Origin of the sequence: Streptomyces sp. NBC_00289 (assembly GCF_041435115.1) — a bacterium.
Classification (GTDB): Bacteria; Actinomycetota; Actinomycetes; order Streptomycetales; family Streptomycetaceae; genus Streptomyces.
Map to the genome: position 1 here is coordinate 4726868 of NZ_CP108046.1, position 16078 is coordinate 4742945.

General features: G+C 72.5%; 15 protein-coding genes. 7 read left to right on the forward strand and 8 right to left on the reverse strand.

All coding sequences use genetic code 11. The features are described 5' to 3' along the window. The first annotated feature begins 165 nt into the window (after nucleotides 1-165). Nucleotides 166-1272 carry a DUF5937 family protein gene (locus OG985_RS21350; protein WP_371669936.1) on the forward strand — a complete coding sequence of 369 codons (1107 nt, stop codon included), beginning with the start codon at nucleotides 166-168 and terminating at the stop codon, nucleotides 1270-1272. A 47-nt stretch (nucleotides 1273-1319) separates the two neighbouring features. On the opposite strand, the gene OG985_RS21355 is transcribed toward OG985_RS21350, so the two are convergent. The 3 genes from OG985_RS21355 to OG985_RS21365 form a co-directional block, all read right to left on the reverse strand. Continuing rightward, on the reverse strand, nucleotides 1320-1952 hold the full coding sequence (locus OG985_RS21355) for an AAA family ATPase (RefSeq protein ID WP_371669937.1): 633 nt from the start codon (nucleotides 1950-1952) through the stop codon (nucleotides 1320-1322). Nucleotides 1953-2001: 49 nt separating this feature from the next. Next, a complete protein-coding gene (locus OG985_RS21360; protein WP_371669938.1) occupies nucleotides 2002-2673 on the reverse strand; it encodes a response regulator in 672 nt (223 codons plus the stop codon). Between the two features lie 115 nt (nucleotides 2674-2788). Further along, the gene (locus tag OG985_RS21365; RefSeq protein WP_371669939.1) at nucleotides 2789-3991 is read right to left on the reverse strand and encodes a sensor histidine kinase; all 1203 of its coding nucleotides are present in this window, start codon (nucleotides 3989-3991) and stop codon (nucleotides 2789-2791) included. A 118-nt stretch (nucleotides 3992-4109) separates the two neighbouring features. Between OG985_RS21365 and OG985_RS21370 the strand changes: the two genes are divergently transcribed. Further along, nucleotides 4110-5126: an SAM-dependent methyltransferase gene (locus OG985_RS21370; RefSeq protein WP_371669940.1), complete on the forward strand. Its 1017-nt coding sequence runs from the start codon at nucleotides 4110-4112 to the stop codon at nucleotides 5124-5126. Nucleotides 5127-5179: 53 nt separating this feature from the next. On the opposite strand, the gene OG985_RS21375 is transcribed toward OG985_RS21370, so the two are convergent. Continuing rightward, a complete protein-coding gene (locus OG985_RS21375; RefSeq protein ID WP_371669941.1) occupies nucleotides 5180-6331 on the reverse strand; it encodes an NADH-quinone oxidoreductase subunit D in 1152 nt (383 codons plus the stop codon). A 31-nt stretch (nucleotides 6332-6362) separates the two neighbouring features. Between OG985_RS21375 and OG985_RS21380 the strand changes: the two genes are divergently transcribed. Both OG985_RS21380 and OG985_RS21385 read left to right on the forward strand, forming a co-directional pair. Further along, nucleotides 6363-6884: a PH domain-containing protein gene (locus tag OG985_RS21380; protein ID WP_371669942.1), complete on the forward strand. Its 522-nt coding sequence runs from the start codon at nucleotides 6363-6365 to the stop codon at nucleotides 6882-6884. Further along, nucleotides 6881-8215 (forward strand): PH domain-containing protein, encoded by a 1335-nt coding sequence (locus OG985_RS21385; RefSeq protein ID WP_371669943.1) that lies wholly within the window; start codon nucleotides 6881-6883, stop codon nucleotides 8213-8215. The genes OG985_RS21380 and OG985_RS21385 overlap by 4 nt, the downstream gene beginning before the upstream one ends. Before the next feature lie 178 nt (nucleotides 8216-8393). Here the strand turns inward: OG985_RS21385 and OG985_RS21390 are convergent, their stop codons facing one another. From OG985_RS21390 to OG985_RS21405, 4 genes are all read right to left on the reverse strand, one after another. After that, nucleotides 8394-9878: a hypothetical protein gene (locus OG985_RS21390; RefSeq protein WP_371669944.1), complete on the reverse strand. Its 1485-nt coding sequence runs from the start codon at nucleotides 9876-9878 to the stop codon at nucleotides 8394-8396. 121 nt (nucleotides 9879-9999) lie between these two features. After that, nucleotides 10000-11127 carry an alpha/beta hydrolase gene (locus tag OG985_RS21395; RefSeq protein ID WP_371669945.1) on the reverse strand — a complete coding sequence of 376 codons (1128 nt, stop codon included), beginning with the start codon at nucleotides 11125-11127 and terminating at the stop codon, nucleotides 10000-10002. 206 nt (nucleotides 11128-11333) lie between these two features. After that, on the reverse strand, nucleotides 11334-11936 hold the full coding sequence (locus OG985_RS21400; protein ID WP_371666606.1) for a transposase: 603 nt from the start codon (nucleotides 11934-11936) through the stop codon (nucleotides 11334-11336). Then, the gene (locus OG985_RS21405; RefSeq protein ID WP_371666607.1) at nucleotides 11861-12403 is read right to left on the reverse strand and encodes a winged helix-turn-helix domain-containing protein; all 543 of its coding nucleotides are present in this window, start codon (nucleotides 12401-12403) and stop codon (nucleotides 11861-11863) included. Before OG985_RS21405 ends, OG985_RS21400 begins: the two co-directional genes overlap by 76 nt. A gap of 103 nt (nucleotides 12404-12506) precedes the next feature. Here OG985_RS21405 and OG985_RS21410 point away from each other — a divergent pair, with 103 nt between their 5' ends. From OG985_RS21410 to OG985_RS21420, 3 genes are all read left to right on the forward strand, one after another. Continuing rightward, nucleotides 12507-14318, forward strand: a complete 1812-nt coding sequence (locus OG985_RS21410; RefSeq protein ID WP_371669946.1) for a phosphatidylglycerol lysyltransferase domain-containing protein — start codon at nucleotides 12507-12509, stop codon at nucleotides 14316-14318. Between the two features lie 239 nt (nucleotides 14319-14557). Then, nucleotides 14558-15463, forward strand: a complete 906-nt coding sequence (gene folP / locus OG985_RS21415) for a dihydropteroate synthase (protein WP_371669947.1) — start codon at nucleotides 14558-14560, stop codon at nucleotides 15461-15463. After that, entirely contained in the window at nucleotides 15460-15966 is a 507-nt protein-coding gene (locus OG985_RS21420) for a nuclear transport factor 2 family protein (RefSeq protein ID WP_371669948.1), read from the forward strand. The genes folP and OG985_RS21420 overlap by 4 nt, the downstream gene beginning before the upstream one ends. Nucleotides 15967-16078 lie beyond the last annotated feature (112 nt).

Here is a 16078-nt window from a genome sequence, read left to right on the forward strand (position 1 = left end):
CGGGGTAGCGGCGGCCCGGGGGCCCGGCGGTGGTCCGGCAGGCCGGTGGTCCCCGGCCCGGGGGCGCGGGACTCGGCTCGTGCCCGCACGGCGGCCTCGTCGGCTCGGTTGACGGTCGTCGTCAATCGGGGCCGCGTTGTCAGTGGTGGCGTGCACCATGAGGGCATGAGCGTGCGTATCGACATCGCGGGGTTGCGGCAGGAGCGGGTCGCCGTCGTGCCCTCTCCTCTGGCCGAGCTCGGCATGGCGCTGCACGCGCTGTCCGAGTCCGGTCACCATCCGGGGCTCCAGGGCTGGGCGACGGGCGTGACCGCACGGCTCGATCCGCACCTGGCCGACCGGATGTGCGAGGCGGACTTCCTGTGGCGGTCGACGTTCTCGGACCTCTTCCTGGCGTGCGCGGGCGTCCCGGGCCGCGCCACACTGCCCGGTGCCACGCTCGCCGAGGAGCTGGACCTGCTGGACAAGCTCACGGACGAACAGTTCGTGGACACGGCCCTGGAGTTCACCTGCGCCCTGCCCTACAGCGCGCACGGTCCGGCCGCGCTCTCCGACGCCGGGCTGCGTCGGAGAGCGCTGGAGCTGGCCGCCGCGCGCGGTCCGCAGCAGGTGCGGTTCAGCGAGCGGCTGCTGGCCGACCCGCCACGGATCAGGGCGTGGCTCAGGCAGTTCCTGGAGGACTGCGAGGAGGCCTTCTTCGCGGAGACCTGGGCCCGGCTGCGGCACCAGCTCGCGGCGGACGCCCGTCACAAGTCGGAGCTCCTCAGGCGCAAGGGCCTGGCCGAGGCGCTGGCCGCGGTGTCCCCGGCGGTCGCCCTCGACGAGAGCGCCGCGCGGATCACCGTCGACAAACTCGGCGACGGCCGTACGGCGACGGAGGACGGCGGGCTCCTGCTCATCCCGACGAGCCTGGGCTGGCCGCACCTGATGGTCCTGCACCGGTACGGCTGGCAGCCGGTGCTGCACTATCCGGTGGGCTCGCCCGAGCTCGCCACCCCGCCCTCCGTCGAGCAGCTGACCCTGCGCCTGTCGGCCCTGTCCCACCCGGTGCGGATGCGGCTGTGCCGCAGCCTGGCCCGCAGCGCGTTCACCACGAGCGAGCTGACCCAGGTGCACGGCATGACCGCGCCGGAGATATCCCGGCACCTGAGCGTCCTGAAGAAGGCGGGACTGGTCACCACACGCAGGCGCGGGCGGTACGTCCTGCACCAGCTGGACGTGACGGTGGTGGCCCGCCTGGGCAGCGACTTCCTGGAGGGGATCCTGCGCTAGGGCCCGTCGTACCGACCCGTGGGGCCGGGGGCGCGGCCGGCGGCCGGTCAGTCGAACCTGATGTGCCGCAACCCCACGCCCGCCTGCCTGAGCCGTGTCCGGACCGCGCCCTCGTTGTTCGGCCCGAGCGTCAGCCCGGCCAGGACGGCGATCCGGTCCGCGGTCTTCGGCACGGTCGAGTGGTCCGTCCACAGCTGCTCGGCGAACTCCGGCTCGCGCAGCCGTTCCAGGCAGTGGTCGAGCCGCCGTACAGCCCAGCTCTCCGCGCGCAGGCCGGAGTTCTTCCCGGCGACGTACCGGAGGAGGCGCCCGAAGCCGCGCTCACGCAGCCGCTTCAGGACGGTCTCGCGCTGCGCGAGGAGGGTGAAGTGCCGTACGTCGTGGCCGAGTTCCCGCAGTCGGCCGACGGTCTCGGCGAAGTGGCCGGAGTCGGTGACCGTCATCGGGACGATCACCACGCCGTCGTGCTCGGTGAGAGTGAGATGCAGGATCTCGACCACGCCCTGCCGCCAGGACGCCAAGTCCTGGAAGTCACCGCGCAGTTCGGGCGGCAGCATGCGGTGCAGGCCGAATCCGACGTGCTCGGGGTCGCAGATGACGCTGCCGGGCAGGCGCCGCAGGATCTCGTGTGCGGTCTGTGTCTTGCCGCCCCCGTGAGGGCCGTTGATCCACAGGAGCATGCGCAGACCCTAGGGGACGGCTCTCACTCACGTGTCGCGTTTGCCGCGTTCAGCCGTGGCCGCCGGCCCGCACCAGGCCCGTCTCGTACGCCAGGACCACGACCTGCACCCGGTCGCGCAGTCCCAGCTTGGTCAGGATGCGGCCCACATGGGTCTTGACGGTCGCCTCGGACAGCACCAGCCGGGCGGCGATCTCGCCGTTGGACAGGCCCTGTGCGACCAGCACCATCACCTCTCGCTCGCGCTCGGTGAGCCGCTCGAGACCCTCGTGCCGGTCCTGCTTTCCGGCGGTGGGCAGCATGGGCGCGAACCGGTCGAGGAGGCGTCGGGTCGTCGACGGTGCCACGACCGCGTCGCCGCTGTGCACGGACCGGATGGCGGTGAGGAGCTCGCCGGGAGGCACGTCCTTGAGCATGAAGCCGGAGGCGCCGGCCTTCAGCCCCGAGAAGGCGTACTCGTCGAGGTCGAAGGTGGTCAGGATCAGCACCTTCGGCGGGTTGGGGTCCGAGCAGATGCGCCGGGTGGTCTCCACGCCGTCGAGCTTCGGCATGCGCACGTCCATCAGGACGACGTCGACAGCGGTCGCGCGCAGCACCTGGAGGGCCTCGACGCCGTCGCCCGCCTCCGCGACGACCTCCATGTCCGGCTGGGCGTCGAGCACCATCCGGAACCCGGTGCGCAGCAGCACCTGGTCGTCGACGAGCATCACGCGGATCGTCATCGGGTCTTCTTCCGTTCACGTCGGGCCGGGGCAGGTACGGGCGGGCAGGGCGGGTGTGGGGCGCGGCGGACGCCGGCGGGCCGTTACAGGTGTCAACAGTCGGCGTACGACGGCGTCAGTGCGCGGGTTTGAGCGGGAGCAGGGCGCTGATCCGGAATCCTCCGCCCGGACGAGGTCCCGCGTCCAGGGTGCCGCCGACCATGCCGACACGCTCGCGCATGCCGATCAGGCCGTGGCCCCGGCCGTCGGCGCCGCCCTCCTCGTACAGCTCGTGCGGGGCGCCCTTGCCGTCGTCCTCGACGAGCAGGCCCAGCCCGTCGTCGAAGTAGACCAGGCGCACGCTCGCGCCCGCGTTCGGCCCGCCGTGCTTGCGCGTGTTGGTCAGCGCCTCCTGCACGATGCGGTACGCGGTGAGCTCGACGCCGCTGGGCAGCGGGCGCGGAGTGCCCTCGATCTTGAAGTCGACGGGCAGGCCCGACCCCCGGCACTGCTGGACGAGGTCGTCGATCTGCTCCACGTCGGGCTGCGGGACGTACTCGCCGCCCTCGCGGTGCTCGCCGGTGCGCAGGACGCCGAGCAGGCGGCGCATCTCGGCGAGGGCCTGGCGGCCGGTGGAGGAGATGGTCTCCAGGGCCTTCTTCGCCTGGTCGGGCGCGGCATCGAGGACGTAGGCGGCGCCGTCGGCCTGGACCACCATCACCGACACGTTGTGCGCGACGACGTCGTGCAGTTCGCGCGCGATGCGGGCGCGCTCGGCGGCGACGGCGACCTTCGCCTGAGCCTCGCGCTCCTTCTCGAGCCGGGCCGCCCGCTCCTCCAGTTGCGCGAAGTAGGCGCGGCGGGTGCGGATCGAGTCGCCGAGCACCCAGGCCAGGGCGAACGGCACCGTCTGGAAGATCACTATCGCGACGTTGCCCAGGGCGCTGGTGTCCTCGTTGGGCCAGCGCAGCTGCGCGAGGGGCGCGGCGCACAGGCCCGCGGTCAGCGCGAGCCGTGAGGCCCAGCGGGCCCCGGTCGCGGCCACCGTGTAGACGATCACCAGCATGGCGAAGTCGGCGGCCGTCGTCGCGGCGTCCAGCGCGAGCTGTGCCACGCCGAGGGCTATGGCCAGCAGCAGCATCTTCTCCGGCATGCGCCGGCGGAACGCGACCACCGCGCTCAGCAGCAGCGCGATCGGAACGATGACGGCGAGGGATTCCGTGCCCGCGCCCTCGTGACGGGCTGCCCCGCTGACGACGGAGATCCCGAACAGGACGGCGGCCCAGAAGCCGTCGACCCATGCCGGGTGCCTGCGGAGGAAGTCATAAAGGCGTTGCACGTAACCCAGAGTAGGGAAGCGAGATGCGTGCAGGGGTCAACCGGAGGGCCGATCCGCACCGGGCGCGTGTACTCCGCAAGGTGGAGGGAGCGCTCCCCTGTACGCCTAACCTGGGCCCGTGGCAGGAGAGGCGACGGGTGAGTGGCGGGGGCGGCGGGCGGCGGCCGAGGCCGCGCTGTACGGGCCGGACGGCTTCTATCGCAGGCCGGAGGGACCGGCCGGGCACTTCCGTACGTCGGTGCACGCCTCGCCCCTGTTCGCCGGGGCCGTGGCGCGGCTGCTGTGCCGGGTGGACGAGGCCCTGGGCGGGCCCGAGGTGCTCGACTTCGTCGACATGGCGGCCGGGCGTGGGGAGCTGGTCACCGGCGTCCTCGACGCGCTCCCCGCCGGTGTGGCCGGCCGCACGCGCGCGTACGCCGTCGAGATCGCCGACCGGCCCGCGGACCTCGATCACCGCATCGAGTGGCTGACCGGGCCGCCGCGGCACATCACGGGCCTGCTGTTCGCGAACGAATGGCTGGACAACGTGCCGGTCGAGGTGGCGGAGGTGGACTCCGCGGGCGTACCCCGGCTGGTGCTGGTGCGGGCGGACGGGACCGAGCGGCTCGGGGAACCGGTCACCGGTGCGGAGGCGGAGTGGCTCGCGCGCTGGTGGCCGCTGCCGGCCGAGGAGGGGCTACGGGCCGAGATCGGCGGGCCGAGGGACCTGGCCTGGGCCGACGCGGTCGCGTCCGTGGGCCGGGGGCTCGCGGTCGCCGTCGACTACGGGCACACCGTGGACGCGCGCCCCCTCTTCGGAACGCTCACCGGCTTCCGCGAGGGCCGTGAGACGGCGCCCGTGCCCGACGGGTCGTGCGACATCACGGCGCACGTCGCGCTGGACGCGTGCGCGCTCCCCGGCGCACGCCTGCTTCCGCAACGCGAAGCCCTGCGCGCCCTGGGCGTCACTGGCGCACGCCCCCCGCTCGCGCTCGCCTCCACCCGGCCCGCCGCCTACGTCCGCGCCCTCGCGAGCGCCGGTGAGGCCGCGGAGCTCACCGCGGCGGGCGGACTCGGCGACTTCGGCTGGCTGCTCCAGCCGGTCGGCATCCCGGACCCGCTCGGTCCGCCGGAGACCGACCTGCAGCCGGACTGATGGCCCCACAGCTTGATCCACAGCCGGACTGATCGATCCACAGCCGCGCCGACCTACTTGTCGATGTCCCCGACCACGAAGAACAGGGAGCCGAGGATCGCCACCATGTCCGCCACCAGCGTCCCCGGCAGCAGCTCCGCGAGCGCCTGGATGTTGTTGTACGAGGCCGAGCGCAGCTTCAGCCGGTACGGGGTCTTCTCGCCCTTGCTGACCAGGTAGTAGCCGTTGATGCCGAGCGGGTTCTCGGTCCACGCGTAGGTGTGGCCCTCGGGCGCCTTGAGGACCTTGGGGAGCCGCTGGTTGATCGGCCCGGGCGGCAGCTCGGCCAGCCGGTCGAGGCAGGCGTCGGCGAGGTCGAGGGCGTTGTGGGTCTGCCGCAGGAGCACCTCGAAGCGTGCGAGGCAGTCGCCCTCCTGCCGGGTGACGACCTGGAGGGTGTCCTGCAGCTCCCCGTACGCGAGGTACGGCTCGTCCCTGCGCAGGTCGAAGTCGACGCCGGAGCCGCGCGCGATGGGCCCGCTCACGCCGTACGCGTGCACGGCCGCCGGCGTGAGCACCCCCACGCCCCGCGTGCGCCCCCTGAAGATCTCGTTGCCGAGCACCAGGTCGTCGTACACGTCCATGCGCGAGCGGACCTCGGCGACGGCGGCACGCGCGCGGGTGGCCCAGCCGGCCGGGAGGTCCTCCTTGAGGCCGCCGACGCGGTTGAACATGTAGTGCATGCGGCCGCCGGAGACCTCCTCCATGACGTTCTGGAGGGTCTCGCGCTCCCGGAACGCGTAGAAGACCGGGGTGATCCCGCCCAGTTCCAGCGGATACGAGCCGAGGAACATCAGGTGGTTCAGCACCCGGTTGAGCTCCGCGAGCAGCGTGCGCGTCCACACCGCGCGCGTGGGGACCTCCATCCCGAGCATGCGCTCCACGGCGAGGACCACGCCCAGCTCGTTGGAGAAGGCCGAGAGCCAGTCGTGGCGGTTGGCCAGCATGATGATCTGCCGGTAGTCGCGGGCCTCGAAGAGTTTCTCCGCGCCGCGGTGCATGTAGCCGATCACCGGCTCCGCGTGCATGATGCGCTCGCCGTCCAGAACGAGCCGCAGCCGCAGCACACCGTGCGTGGACGGGTGCTGGGGCCCGATGTTGAGCACCATGTCGGTGCTCTCCGCGGCGCCGCCGATGCCGACCGTCGTCTCCGTCGTAGGAGTCATGGACACAGTCTCCCCTACGTACGCTTACGTCATGGAGACGGGGAGCCCGCACGACACGGGGCCGGCGGGTACAGCGGGGGCGGCCGAGGACGAGCCCGGATGGATCGGGCTGCCGCCGGGGCTGCTACGGATGCGACGGCTGTTGCTGGTGGTGTGGCTGGGGCTGCTCGCCGTCGGCCTGGGGCTGTTGCTGGGGCTGACGGCCGGGCCCGTCTGGGCCGCCTTCGCTCTGGTGCCGCTCGTGCTGATCGCCTGGGGCTGGGTGCTCCTTGGCCGCAACTGGCGCTCCTGGCGGTACGCCGAGCGGGTCGACGACCTGCTGATCAGCCGGGGTGTGCTGTGGCGCGAGGAGACCGTCGTGCCGTACGGGCGGATGCAGTTGGTCGAGGTCACCTCCGGACCCGTCGAGCGGCACTTCGGGCTGGCCAGCGTGCAGTTGCACACGGCCGCCGCGGCGACCGACGCGACCATCCCCGGCCTCGACCCGGCCGAGGCGGAACGGCTGCGCGACCGGCTCACCGAGCTCGGCGAAGCCCGATCGGCGGGGCTGTGACCGCGCCGGGCCTGGACGACGACATACGTGCGAAACCGCCCGTCACCGAGCGTCGGCTGCACCCCGTCACCCCGCTCCGACGGGCGTGGGCGCCGATAGCGGTGATCGCCGGATGGGCCGTCCACGACCCCGACCAGGCGCAGCGCCAGCTGACCCGGCTGACGACCACCACACTGCTGATCGCGCTCGCCACGGTCGTACCGGCCGCCGCCCTCTACGGCTTTCTGACCTGGTGGTTCACCCACTTCGCGGTGACGGACTCGGAACTGCGCATCCGTACCGGGCTGCTGTTCCGGCGCACCGCGCACATCCGGCTGGAGCGCATTCAGGCGGTCGACGTCACCCAGCCGCTGCTCGCCCGGGTCGCGGGCGTCGCCAAACTCAAACTCGATGTCGTCGGCGCGGACAAGAAGGACGAACTCGCCTTCCTGGGCGAGGACGAGGCCCGTGCGCTGCGCGCCGAACTGCTGGCGCGGGCGGCCGGGTTCGCCCCCGAGACCGCGCACGAGGTCGGCGAGGCACCGTCCCGGCAGCTGCTGCACGTGCCGCCCGGCGTCCTCGCCGTCTCGCTGCTGCTGACCGGCGCGACCTGGGGCTCGCTGGCCGCCGCGCTCGTCGTACCGCCGCTGCTGTGGCTGGCCACCCACAGCCTGTGGACAGTCCTCGCCACCGGTCTGCCGCTGCTCGGCGCGGCGGGCGCGAGCAGCGTGGGGCGGTTCGTCGCGGAGTACGACTGGTCGGTCGGCGAGTCGCCCGACGGACTGCGGATCGACCACGGACTCCTCGACCGCACCCACGAGACCGTGCCGCCCGGACGCGTGCAGACCGTACGCATCGTGGAGCCACTGCTGTGGCGGCGGCGCGGCTGGGTGCGGGTCGAGCTCGACGTGGCCGGTTCGTCCAATTCCGTACTGGTGCCGGTCGCGCCGCGGGAGATCGCCGAAGCGGTCGTCGCGCGTGTGCTCCCCGGCGTGACCGTCCCGCCGCGGGCCGCCCTGACACGGCCGCCCCGGTGCGCCCGGTGGTGCACGCCCGTGTGGTGGCGGGGATACGGATTCACCGCCACGGACGCGGTGTTCGTCGCGCGGCACGGACTGCTGCGGCGGAGCCTGGCGCTGGTCCCGCACGCGAAGGTGCAGAGCGTACGGCTGACGCAGGGCCCCTGGAAGCGCGCCCGCGGCCTCGCCGACGTCCACGTGGACACGGGAGCGAACAAGACGGTGACGGCCCGGCTCCGCGACGCGCGCGAGGCGCAGGGCCTGCTGCGCGAGCAGGCGGAGCGGTCGCGGACGGGGCGGCGGGGGGCGCGGCCGGACCGCTGGATGGCCTGACGCGGACGCCGGACGGTCTGCCCAGCTCGCGGGCCGCGGCCCGCGGCGCCGACGCCGCACGGTCGGCTCGCCTCGCGGCCGGCGCCGACGCCGTACGGTCAACTCACCTCGCGGGCGCGGCGCCGACGCCGGACACCCGACGTACTTCCCGGGCCGCGGCGCGAGCGTGGGGCGCTTGTCACGACGCCGCGCTGCGCAGCCCCTCCATGTCGATCTGCTCCGTCTCGTCGTGGGCCGTCAGGTCGATCACCTGGCCCACACCCCGCGCCTGGTCGGTCACCGGCTTGAACTCCGCCTCGGACTCGGCCTTGTGAAGTGCCAGGGCCTCCTGGCCCACCACGTCGGCGAGGTCCTCGTTCTGGACGGACTCCAGGGTGTCCCCCGGCGTCTCCTGCTTCGTGCCGAAGAAGTCGAACCCGCCCTCGACCATCGGGCGCCGCGCGGGCGTCGTCGGTGCGACGGCCACGGCGGTCGGCGCGATGAAGTGCCCGGAGCGCTGCTGGACGGGCTGGGCCGTGCTCCTGGCCGGGTGGGTGGCGGCCGCGCGCTCATGCTCGTCGACCGCCTCGGGCTTCCCCTGCGCCTCGTCCTCCTGCGCGGCCTCCGCCTCGGCCCCAGCGACGGCGCCCGCCTCGGCCCCGCCGACAGCGGTCGTCACCGGTTCGTCCTTCGCGGACACCCCGGCCTTGGTGGGGGGCTCGGGGTCGGGCCGGTGCTTGGCGTGGCGGCCGGTACCCGGGTCGGGTGCGCCGTCGGCGTTCGCGGACTCACTCGTCCCGGATTCGGCGTTCGCGGCATCGGAGTCCACGTCGGTGTCCGGCGCGGAGTCGTCCGCCACGGAACCCTCGGCGTCGCCGTCATCCTCGACGTCACCGGCGCTGTCGTCGGCGTCGGCGTCGGCGTCGAGCTGTCCCAGCGCCGCCTTCGCCCGCAGGAACAGCCGGGAGCCCTCCGGGGAGAAGATCGCGGGCGCCGCCTTCTCCTCGGCGGCCTCGTCCGCGTCGTCCGCCTCGGCCTGGGCACCGGTCCCGGTCTCCGCACCGGCGGTTTCCGCACCGGTCTCGTCCTCGGTGCCGGCCTCGGCCTCCGTACCGGCCTCGGTCTCCTTGCTGCCGGCCTCGGCCGAGGGCTCGGCGGTCACCGCCCCGGCGTCCTCCTCCGGTCCTGCCTCCGCCACGGGCCCCGCCGGCAGCGCACGCGCCGGAGTGATCGTCTCTATCTCGAGCAGTCGACGGCCCTCGAGGGCGCTCGCGCGCTCGGTCTCCGCCGTGGCGTACCGACGCAGCAGCGCGGCGTGCTCGTTGCGCAGCCCGGCCAGTTCCGCGCGCTTGGCCCGCAGCCGCTGCTCCAGTTTGACGCGCAGTTCGCGCGACTCCTCGAGGTCGGTCTCCAGTTCGGCGACGCGCTCCTCGTGCCGCCACTCGTCGCTCGCCCGCGCGCGCGTGAGGTCGGCGACCTGCCGGCCGGCCTGGCTGTCCCAGTGGCGCATGACGACCGCGCCGCCGACCGCCGTCACCGCGGCGGCGGCGGCCAGCCCGCGAAGCGCCGACGGCTCCGTGAACAACCAGGGGCCGAGGGCGCAGACGAGGGACACGCCGGCGATCGCCGAGAAAGGAAGGAGCCGGTGCAGGGGCGGGGAATGGCGGTGGCGTCCACGTGGCATGGCCAGAAACTTACCGCGCGTAGGCGAACCTTGGTGCCCCGCCCCGTAAAAACACGACTATCCCGCGGCCTTTACCCGACATGGGCATTCAGGCCGCCCCGGAATTCGCCGCGCGTTCCTCTTACCGGCCGCTCAACCGCCCGCTGATCCACTGCAGTGTCCCCGGAATCTCGCGCCTCCAGGTGTTGAAGTTGTGGCCGCCGCTGTCGAGGATGATCGAGGAGATCCGCGTGAGTCCGGTGGCCTTCACCTGGTCTATGAATCTGAGCGTGTCCTCGTAGTTGGACTCGCCGATCCTGCTGCTGCTGACGAGCAGTGAGGTGTCCGGGGCGGGGAGGTGCTTGAGGCACCACCACAGGTCCGACCGGTCGCGCACTTCCTCGTCGCCCTGGAAGAGGTCGCCCGTGGTGGGGTCGATCGGTGCCTTGTAGTACGGCGACAGGCCGGCCCCGGCCGCGTACACGCCGGGGTGGTGCATCGCGAGCTTGAGTGCGCAGTAGCCGCCCGTGGAGTCGCCGATGATGCCCCAGCTGCCCGGCTTCTTGCCCACCCGGTAGTGGGCCACCACGGCCTCGGGCAGGTCCTCGGCGAAGAAGGACTCGGTCTGCGGGCCGCCGGGCACGTCGACGCACTCCGTGTCCCGCGGCGGCGCCACCGTCGGCCGCAGCATCACCAGGATCATCGGCTGCACGCGCCCGTTCTTGGCGAGCTCCAGGGCCGTACGCGGGTAGTGCAGTTTGTCCACGAGCGCCTGGGCGGTGCCCGGATATCCGGTGAGTACGACGGCCGCCGGGAAGGTACGCGTGCGGTACCGCGGCTGGAAGTACTCCGGTGGGAGGTACACGTACGCCGGTGTGGCGATGTGGGTCGACCGGCCCACGATGTCGACGCGCTGCACCTGTCCGCCGGACTCCGGCCGGGAGCCGCCCCGCTCCTTGACCCGCCGGGTGTCCACGACCTGGAGCGGGCCGCCCGAACCGGAACCGGACGCGTGGTCGACGACCACACCCTGACCGTCCTCCTGGCCGAACAGGTCCGCCCAGGTGGCGTAGAACCCGAAGGCCTGGTTGGCGGCCAGTCCCAGCGTCGCGAACAGCGCCAGCTGGGTGGCGAAGAGGAGGCCGACGCGACCGCTGACGGCCCGCCAGTTCCGGCGCGCCAGCCGCGGCCACTGCCACACCGTGCCGGCGAACAGCAGAACGGCGAACAGGATCGCCAGCGTCAGTGCCGCGTTGCTCGTGAGACCCATGGGCTGCTTCCCGCCTGCGCTTTCCGCCCGGACCCTCTTCGCGAGAGCTTGTCCGGGACTTTCCTCTGCCTTTGAAAGGGCTTTGAGGAGCTGAGTGAACCTCTCTCCCCGAGACACCGTCCTAGAGGGCGCAATGTCGCCGGATGCCCGAATCGGCACCGGATCCAAAAACTCTCGCGCTAGCTAGAGATCTTCAATCGCCGAGGTTACGGCGGTTGGAAGTCGAGGCCGGTCTTGGCGATGAGGCCGTCGATGAGGCCAGGGCGGTACTGCATCCGTTTGAGCCGGTTCTTCACCAGCGTGGTGAGCTGGTCGAGGCTGTGTTTGGTGAGGTTGGCCAGGGACCGCTTCAGGTGCGACCACACGCCCTCGACCGGGTTGAACTCGGGCGCGTACGCGGGGAGTTGGTAAACGGTCAGCCATAATCGGGCGTCGATCAGCTCCCGCATGGTGCGGCTGACGTGCGTGTTCAGATTGTCCCAGACCAGGACGATCGGGCCGCCGAGTTGCTGGTGTGCGGCGTCGAGCAGGCGAGCGTAGTCGGTCTCGGTGAAGCCCTTGCGCCGGCCTTTGGCGGGGCCGCGGTCGAGATGAATGCGGTAGATCAGCCGGGCCCGGTGGCCGGACTTGGTGCAGATCAGTGCCGCCATGGAGATGCGCTTGGTGCCCGCCGCGGTGACGCGCACGACGGGCGTGTGGCCTCGTCGGCCCCAGGTTCGGCCTTTGGGCGGCCTCAGCCCCTGGCCAGCTTCGTCCTCGAAGCAGAGCCAGGCGCCCAGGTCCGCCGCCGTCTTTTTATGACGGGCCACTGCTCGTCCTTCCAGGCGGCGACCTTCGCCTCGTCGCGCTCGGTGGCCTTGCGGGAGGGGACCTGCACGCTCCAGCCGATGCGGTGCAGCAGCAGGTCCATCCCGGCCAGGGTGTACTCCACGCCGAACCGTCGGCGCACGACCTCGGCGATCCTCGCCAGAGTCCAGCACTGGTCGCTCCAGCCGGCGGCGGCCGGCCCAGCGTCCAACACCGCTTCCAGCGCACGCAGTTGGCGCGCATCAAGCTTGCAGCGGGCACCGCCCGGGCCCTTGGAGACCAGTGCCTGCCGACCACCCGAAGCCAACCCCCGACGCCAGCGGTTCGCTGACATCCGGGTCACCCTGAACCGCCGGGCCACCTCCCGGTCACTGGCCCCCGCCTCGATCAGATCAGCGGCCGCCAACCGGACCCGCTCACGCCGAACCCGCTCCTCAGCCGTCAGCCCTCCGCCATCGGGATACCTCATCCCTCCGGCATAGCGCGGCCTACGACAGCCGTCACGACCCCACGTAACCCACACCCTTAAAGATCTCTAGTGGGTTGCGATGTCTGTCAGGACAGATGAGGAAATGTCGGTAGAGGTTCCGAAACGATCACATTCGGTCCAGCGTGCGCTGCGTGGCCCGCGCCCCGAGGTGATTCCCGTCCTCATCGCCAGGGCCTGCGCTCTGGTCGGTCTCCTGGACATCGCCGCGGGCGTCTTCCCGCGCTTCCGGCACAGCCGTATGCACACCGTCGCCGAGGTGCTGCCCGGCGCGCTCGGCCCGTTCGCGGCCGCGCTCTCGCTCAGCAGCGGTGTGTTGTTGCTGCTGCTCGCCCACGGACTGCGGCGCCGCAAGCGCCGGGCGTGGCGCGCCGCCGTGGCCCTGCTGCCGGCGGGCGCGATGGCGCAGCTGACGTACCGGCACTCGCTGCTCGGCGTGGTCATCTCGCTCGCGCTGCTCGCGCCCCTGCTGCGCCACCGCGACCAGTTCGCGGCGCTGCCCGATCCGCGCAGCCGGTGGCGCGCGCTCGCCAACTTCGTCCTCATGGGTGCCGGTTCCCTCGTTCTCGGACTGGTCATCGTCAGCGTCCACCCGAATCGCCTGGTCGGCGACCCGAGCCTGGCCGATCGCATTACGCACGTCCTGTACGGCCTGTTCGGCTTCGAGGGCCCGGTCGACTACCAGGGCAACACCTCGTGGACAGTCGCCTTCTCCCTCGGCGCCCTCGGCCTGCTCACCGCCGTCACCACGATCTACCTCGCGTTCCGGCCCGAGCACCCGGCCGCGCGGCTGACGGAGGACGACGAGGCCAGGCTGCGGGTCCTGCTGGACAAGCACGGCGGCCGCGACTCGCTCGGCCACTTCGCGCTGCGCCGCGACAAGGCGGTCGTCTTCTCGCCCAGCGGCAAGGCGGCCGTCACCTACCGGGTCGTGTCCGGGGTGATGCTCGCCAGCGGCGATCCGATCGGGGACGTCGAGGCGTGGCCGGGCGCCATCGAACGCTTCATGGACGAGGCCACGGCCCACTCCTGGACGCCCGCCGTCATGGGCTGCTCCGAGACCGGCGGCGAGGTCTGGACCCGCGAGACGGGCCTGGACGCCCTCGAACTGGGCGACGAGGCGGTGGTGGACGTCGCGGATTTCTCGCTCGCCGGCCGCGCGATGCGCAACGTACGCCAGATGGTCAAGCGCATCGAGCGGGCCGGTTACGAGACCCGGGTCCGACGCGTCCGTGACCTCGGCGAGGCCGAACTGGAGCGGATCCGCCGCGCCGCCGAGGACTGGCGCGGCACCGACACCGAGCGCGGCTTCTCCATGGCGCTGGGCCGCATCGGCGACCCGGCCGACGGGGACTGCCTGATCGCCACCGCCCACAAGGCGGACGAGCGGCCGGGCCCCTACGGCGACCTCAAGGCCGTCCTGCACTTCGTGCCCTGGGGCACCGACGGCGCCTCCCTGGACCTGATGCGCCGTGACCGCGCTGCCGACCCCGGCATGAACGAACTCCTCATCGTGGCGGCCCTCCAGGCGGCGCCGAAGCTCGGCATCGCGCGCGTGTCGCTCAACTTCGCGATGTTCCGCGCGGCGCTCGCCCGCGGCGAGAAGATCGGCGCGGGCCCGGTGCTGCGCGCCTGGCGTGGACTGCTGGTCTTCCTCTCCCGCTGGTTCCAGATCGAGTCCCTGTACAAGTTCAACGCGAAGTTCCAGCCCCGCTGGGAGCCCCGCTTCGTCGTCTACCGCGCCTCGGGAGACCTGCCCCGCATCGGCTTCGCCGCCATGCAGGCGGAGGGCTTCGTCGACCTCGCCCTCCCGCTGCCCCGCTTCCTGCGCCGCCGTACGGCCACCCCGCGCGTGTGCACCCACGGCACGGCGGAACGCGACGTCCGCGCGGCGTGACGGGAGAAGGCCTGCACCGGGCCTCGTCCCGAACGGCCTCCGCCCTCCCGAATGGCCCACGCCCCGCGCCCGACCCCGGGTGCGCGCCGCCCGCGCACTTCTCCGTGCGCGGCCGGGCGGACGTCGGCCCCCGGCCCTGGGCCCGGCCCGGTACGAGGCCTATGGGCTCTCGTTCGGATCAGGCCCGGCCCCGCTCCCCGGTCCGGCCTGATCCAAACGAGAGGCCATAGGCTGAACGCATGAGCAAGCAGAGCGGACGCGGGCACGTCGCGGGCCTACCGGAATGGGACCGTTGCGCGGTCATGGGAGTCGTGAACGTCACCCCCGACTCCTTCTCCGACGGCGGCCGCTGGTTCGACACGACGGCCGCCGTCAAACACGGCCTCGCCCTGGTCGGCGAGGGTGCCGACCTGGTCGACGTCGGCGGCGAGTCCACCCGCCCCGGCGCCACCCGCGTCGACGAGGCCGAAGAGCTCAGGCGCGTGGTCCCGGTCGTCCGCGGGCTGGCCTCCGAGGGCGTGACGGTGTCCGTCGACACCATGCGCGCCTCGGTCGCCGCCCAGGCCCTCGCCGCCGGTGCCGCCCTCGTCAACGACGTGAGCGGCGGCCTCGCCGACCCCGCGATGATCCCGGTGGTGGCGGAGGCGGGCGCCCCGTTCGTCGTCATGCACTGGCGCGGCTTCCTGGAGGGCGGCAACGTCAGGGGCGTCTATGAGGACGTCGTCCGGGAGGTCGTCGACGAACTGCACGCGCGCGTGGAGGCCGTCCTGGCCGGCGGTGTCACCCCCGACCGCGTCGTCGTCGACCCCGGCCTCGGCTTCTCCAAGGACGCCGAGCACGACCTCGTCCTGCTGGCCCACCTCGACCGCCTGCTCGCCTTGGGCCACCCGGTTCTCGTCGCCGCCTCCCGCAAGCGCTTCCTCGGCCGTGTCCTGGCCGGCCCCGAGGGTGCGCCGCCGCCCGCGCGCGAGCGCGACGCGGCGACGGCGGCCGTGTCCGCGCTCGCCGCGCACGCGGGCGCGTGGGCGGCGCGTGTGCACGAGGTGCGCGCGACAGCGGACGCGGTACGGGTCGCGCGCGCCGTCGAGGGAGCGCGCACGGAGAACAACGCGCCGGGCGCGGCCGGCCGTGAAGGAGCCCGGTGAGCGCCCCCCACACCGACGTGGAACAGGTCGGACTCGCCAACACCGCCTTCTACGAGGCACTGGAGCGGGGCGACTTCGAACAACTCTCCACGCTCTGGCTCACCCCGTCCGACCTGGGAGTGGACGAGGAGTACCACGATCCGGCGGACGTCGGCGTGATCTCCTGCGTGCACCCCGGCTGGCCCGTGCTCACCGGCCGCGGCGACGTGCTCAGGTCGTACGCGTTGATCATGGCGAACACGGACTACATCCAGTTCTTCCTCACCGACGTGCATGTCTCCGTCACCGGCGACACCGCCCTGGTCACCTGCACGGAGAACATCCTCAGCGGCGGCCCCGCCCCGGAGGGCGGCGAGGAACTCGGCCCCCTCGTGGGCCAGCTGGTGGTCGCCACGAACGTCTTCCGCCGCACCTCCGACGGCTGGAAAATCTGGTCGCACCACGCCTCACCGGTGCTGGCCGAGAGCGACGAGGACGAAGCCGAGGACACCCCCTCCGCCTGAGCGCGGAGGTGCACCGCGCGCCCGGGAACCGCCGGGAATCGCCCGCCGGGACCAAGAAGTGGTTGGAATCACGAGACGGGGGTAGGGGCGGCTACCAGCCCGTGAGCCGCCG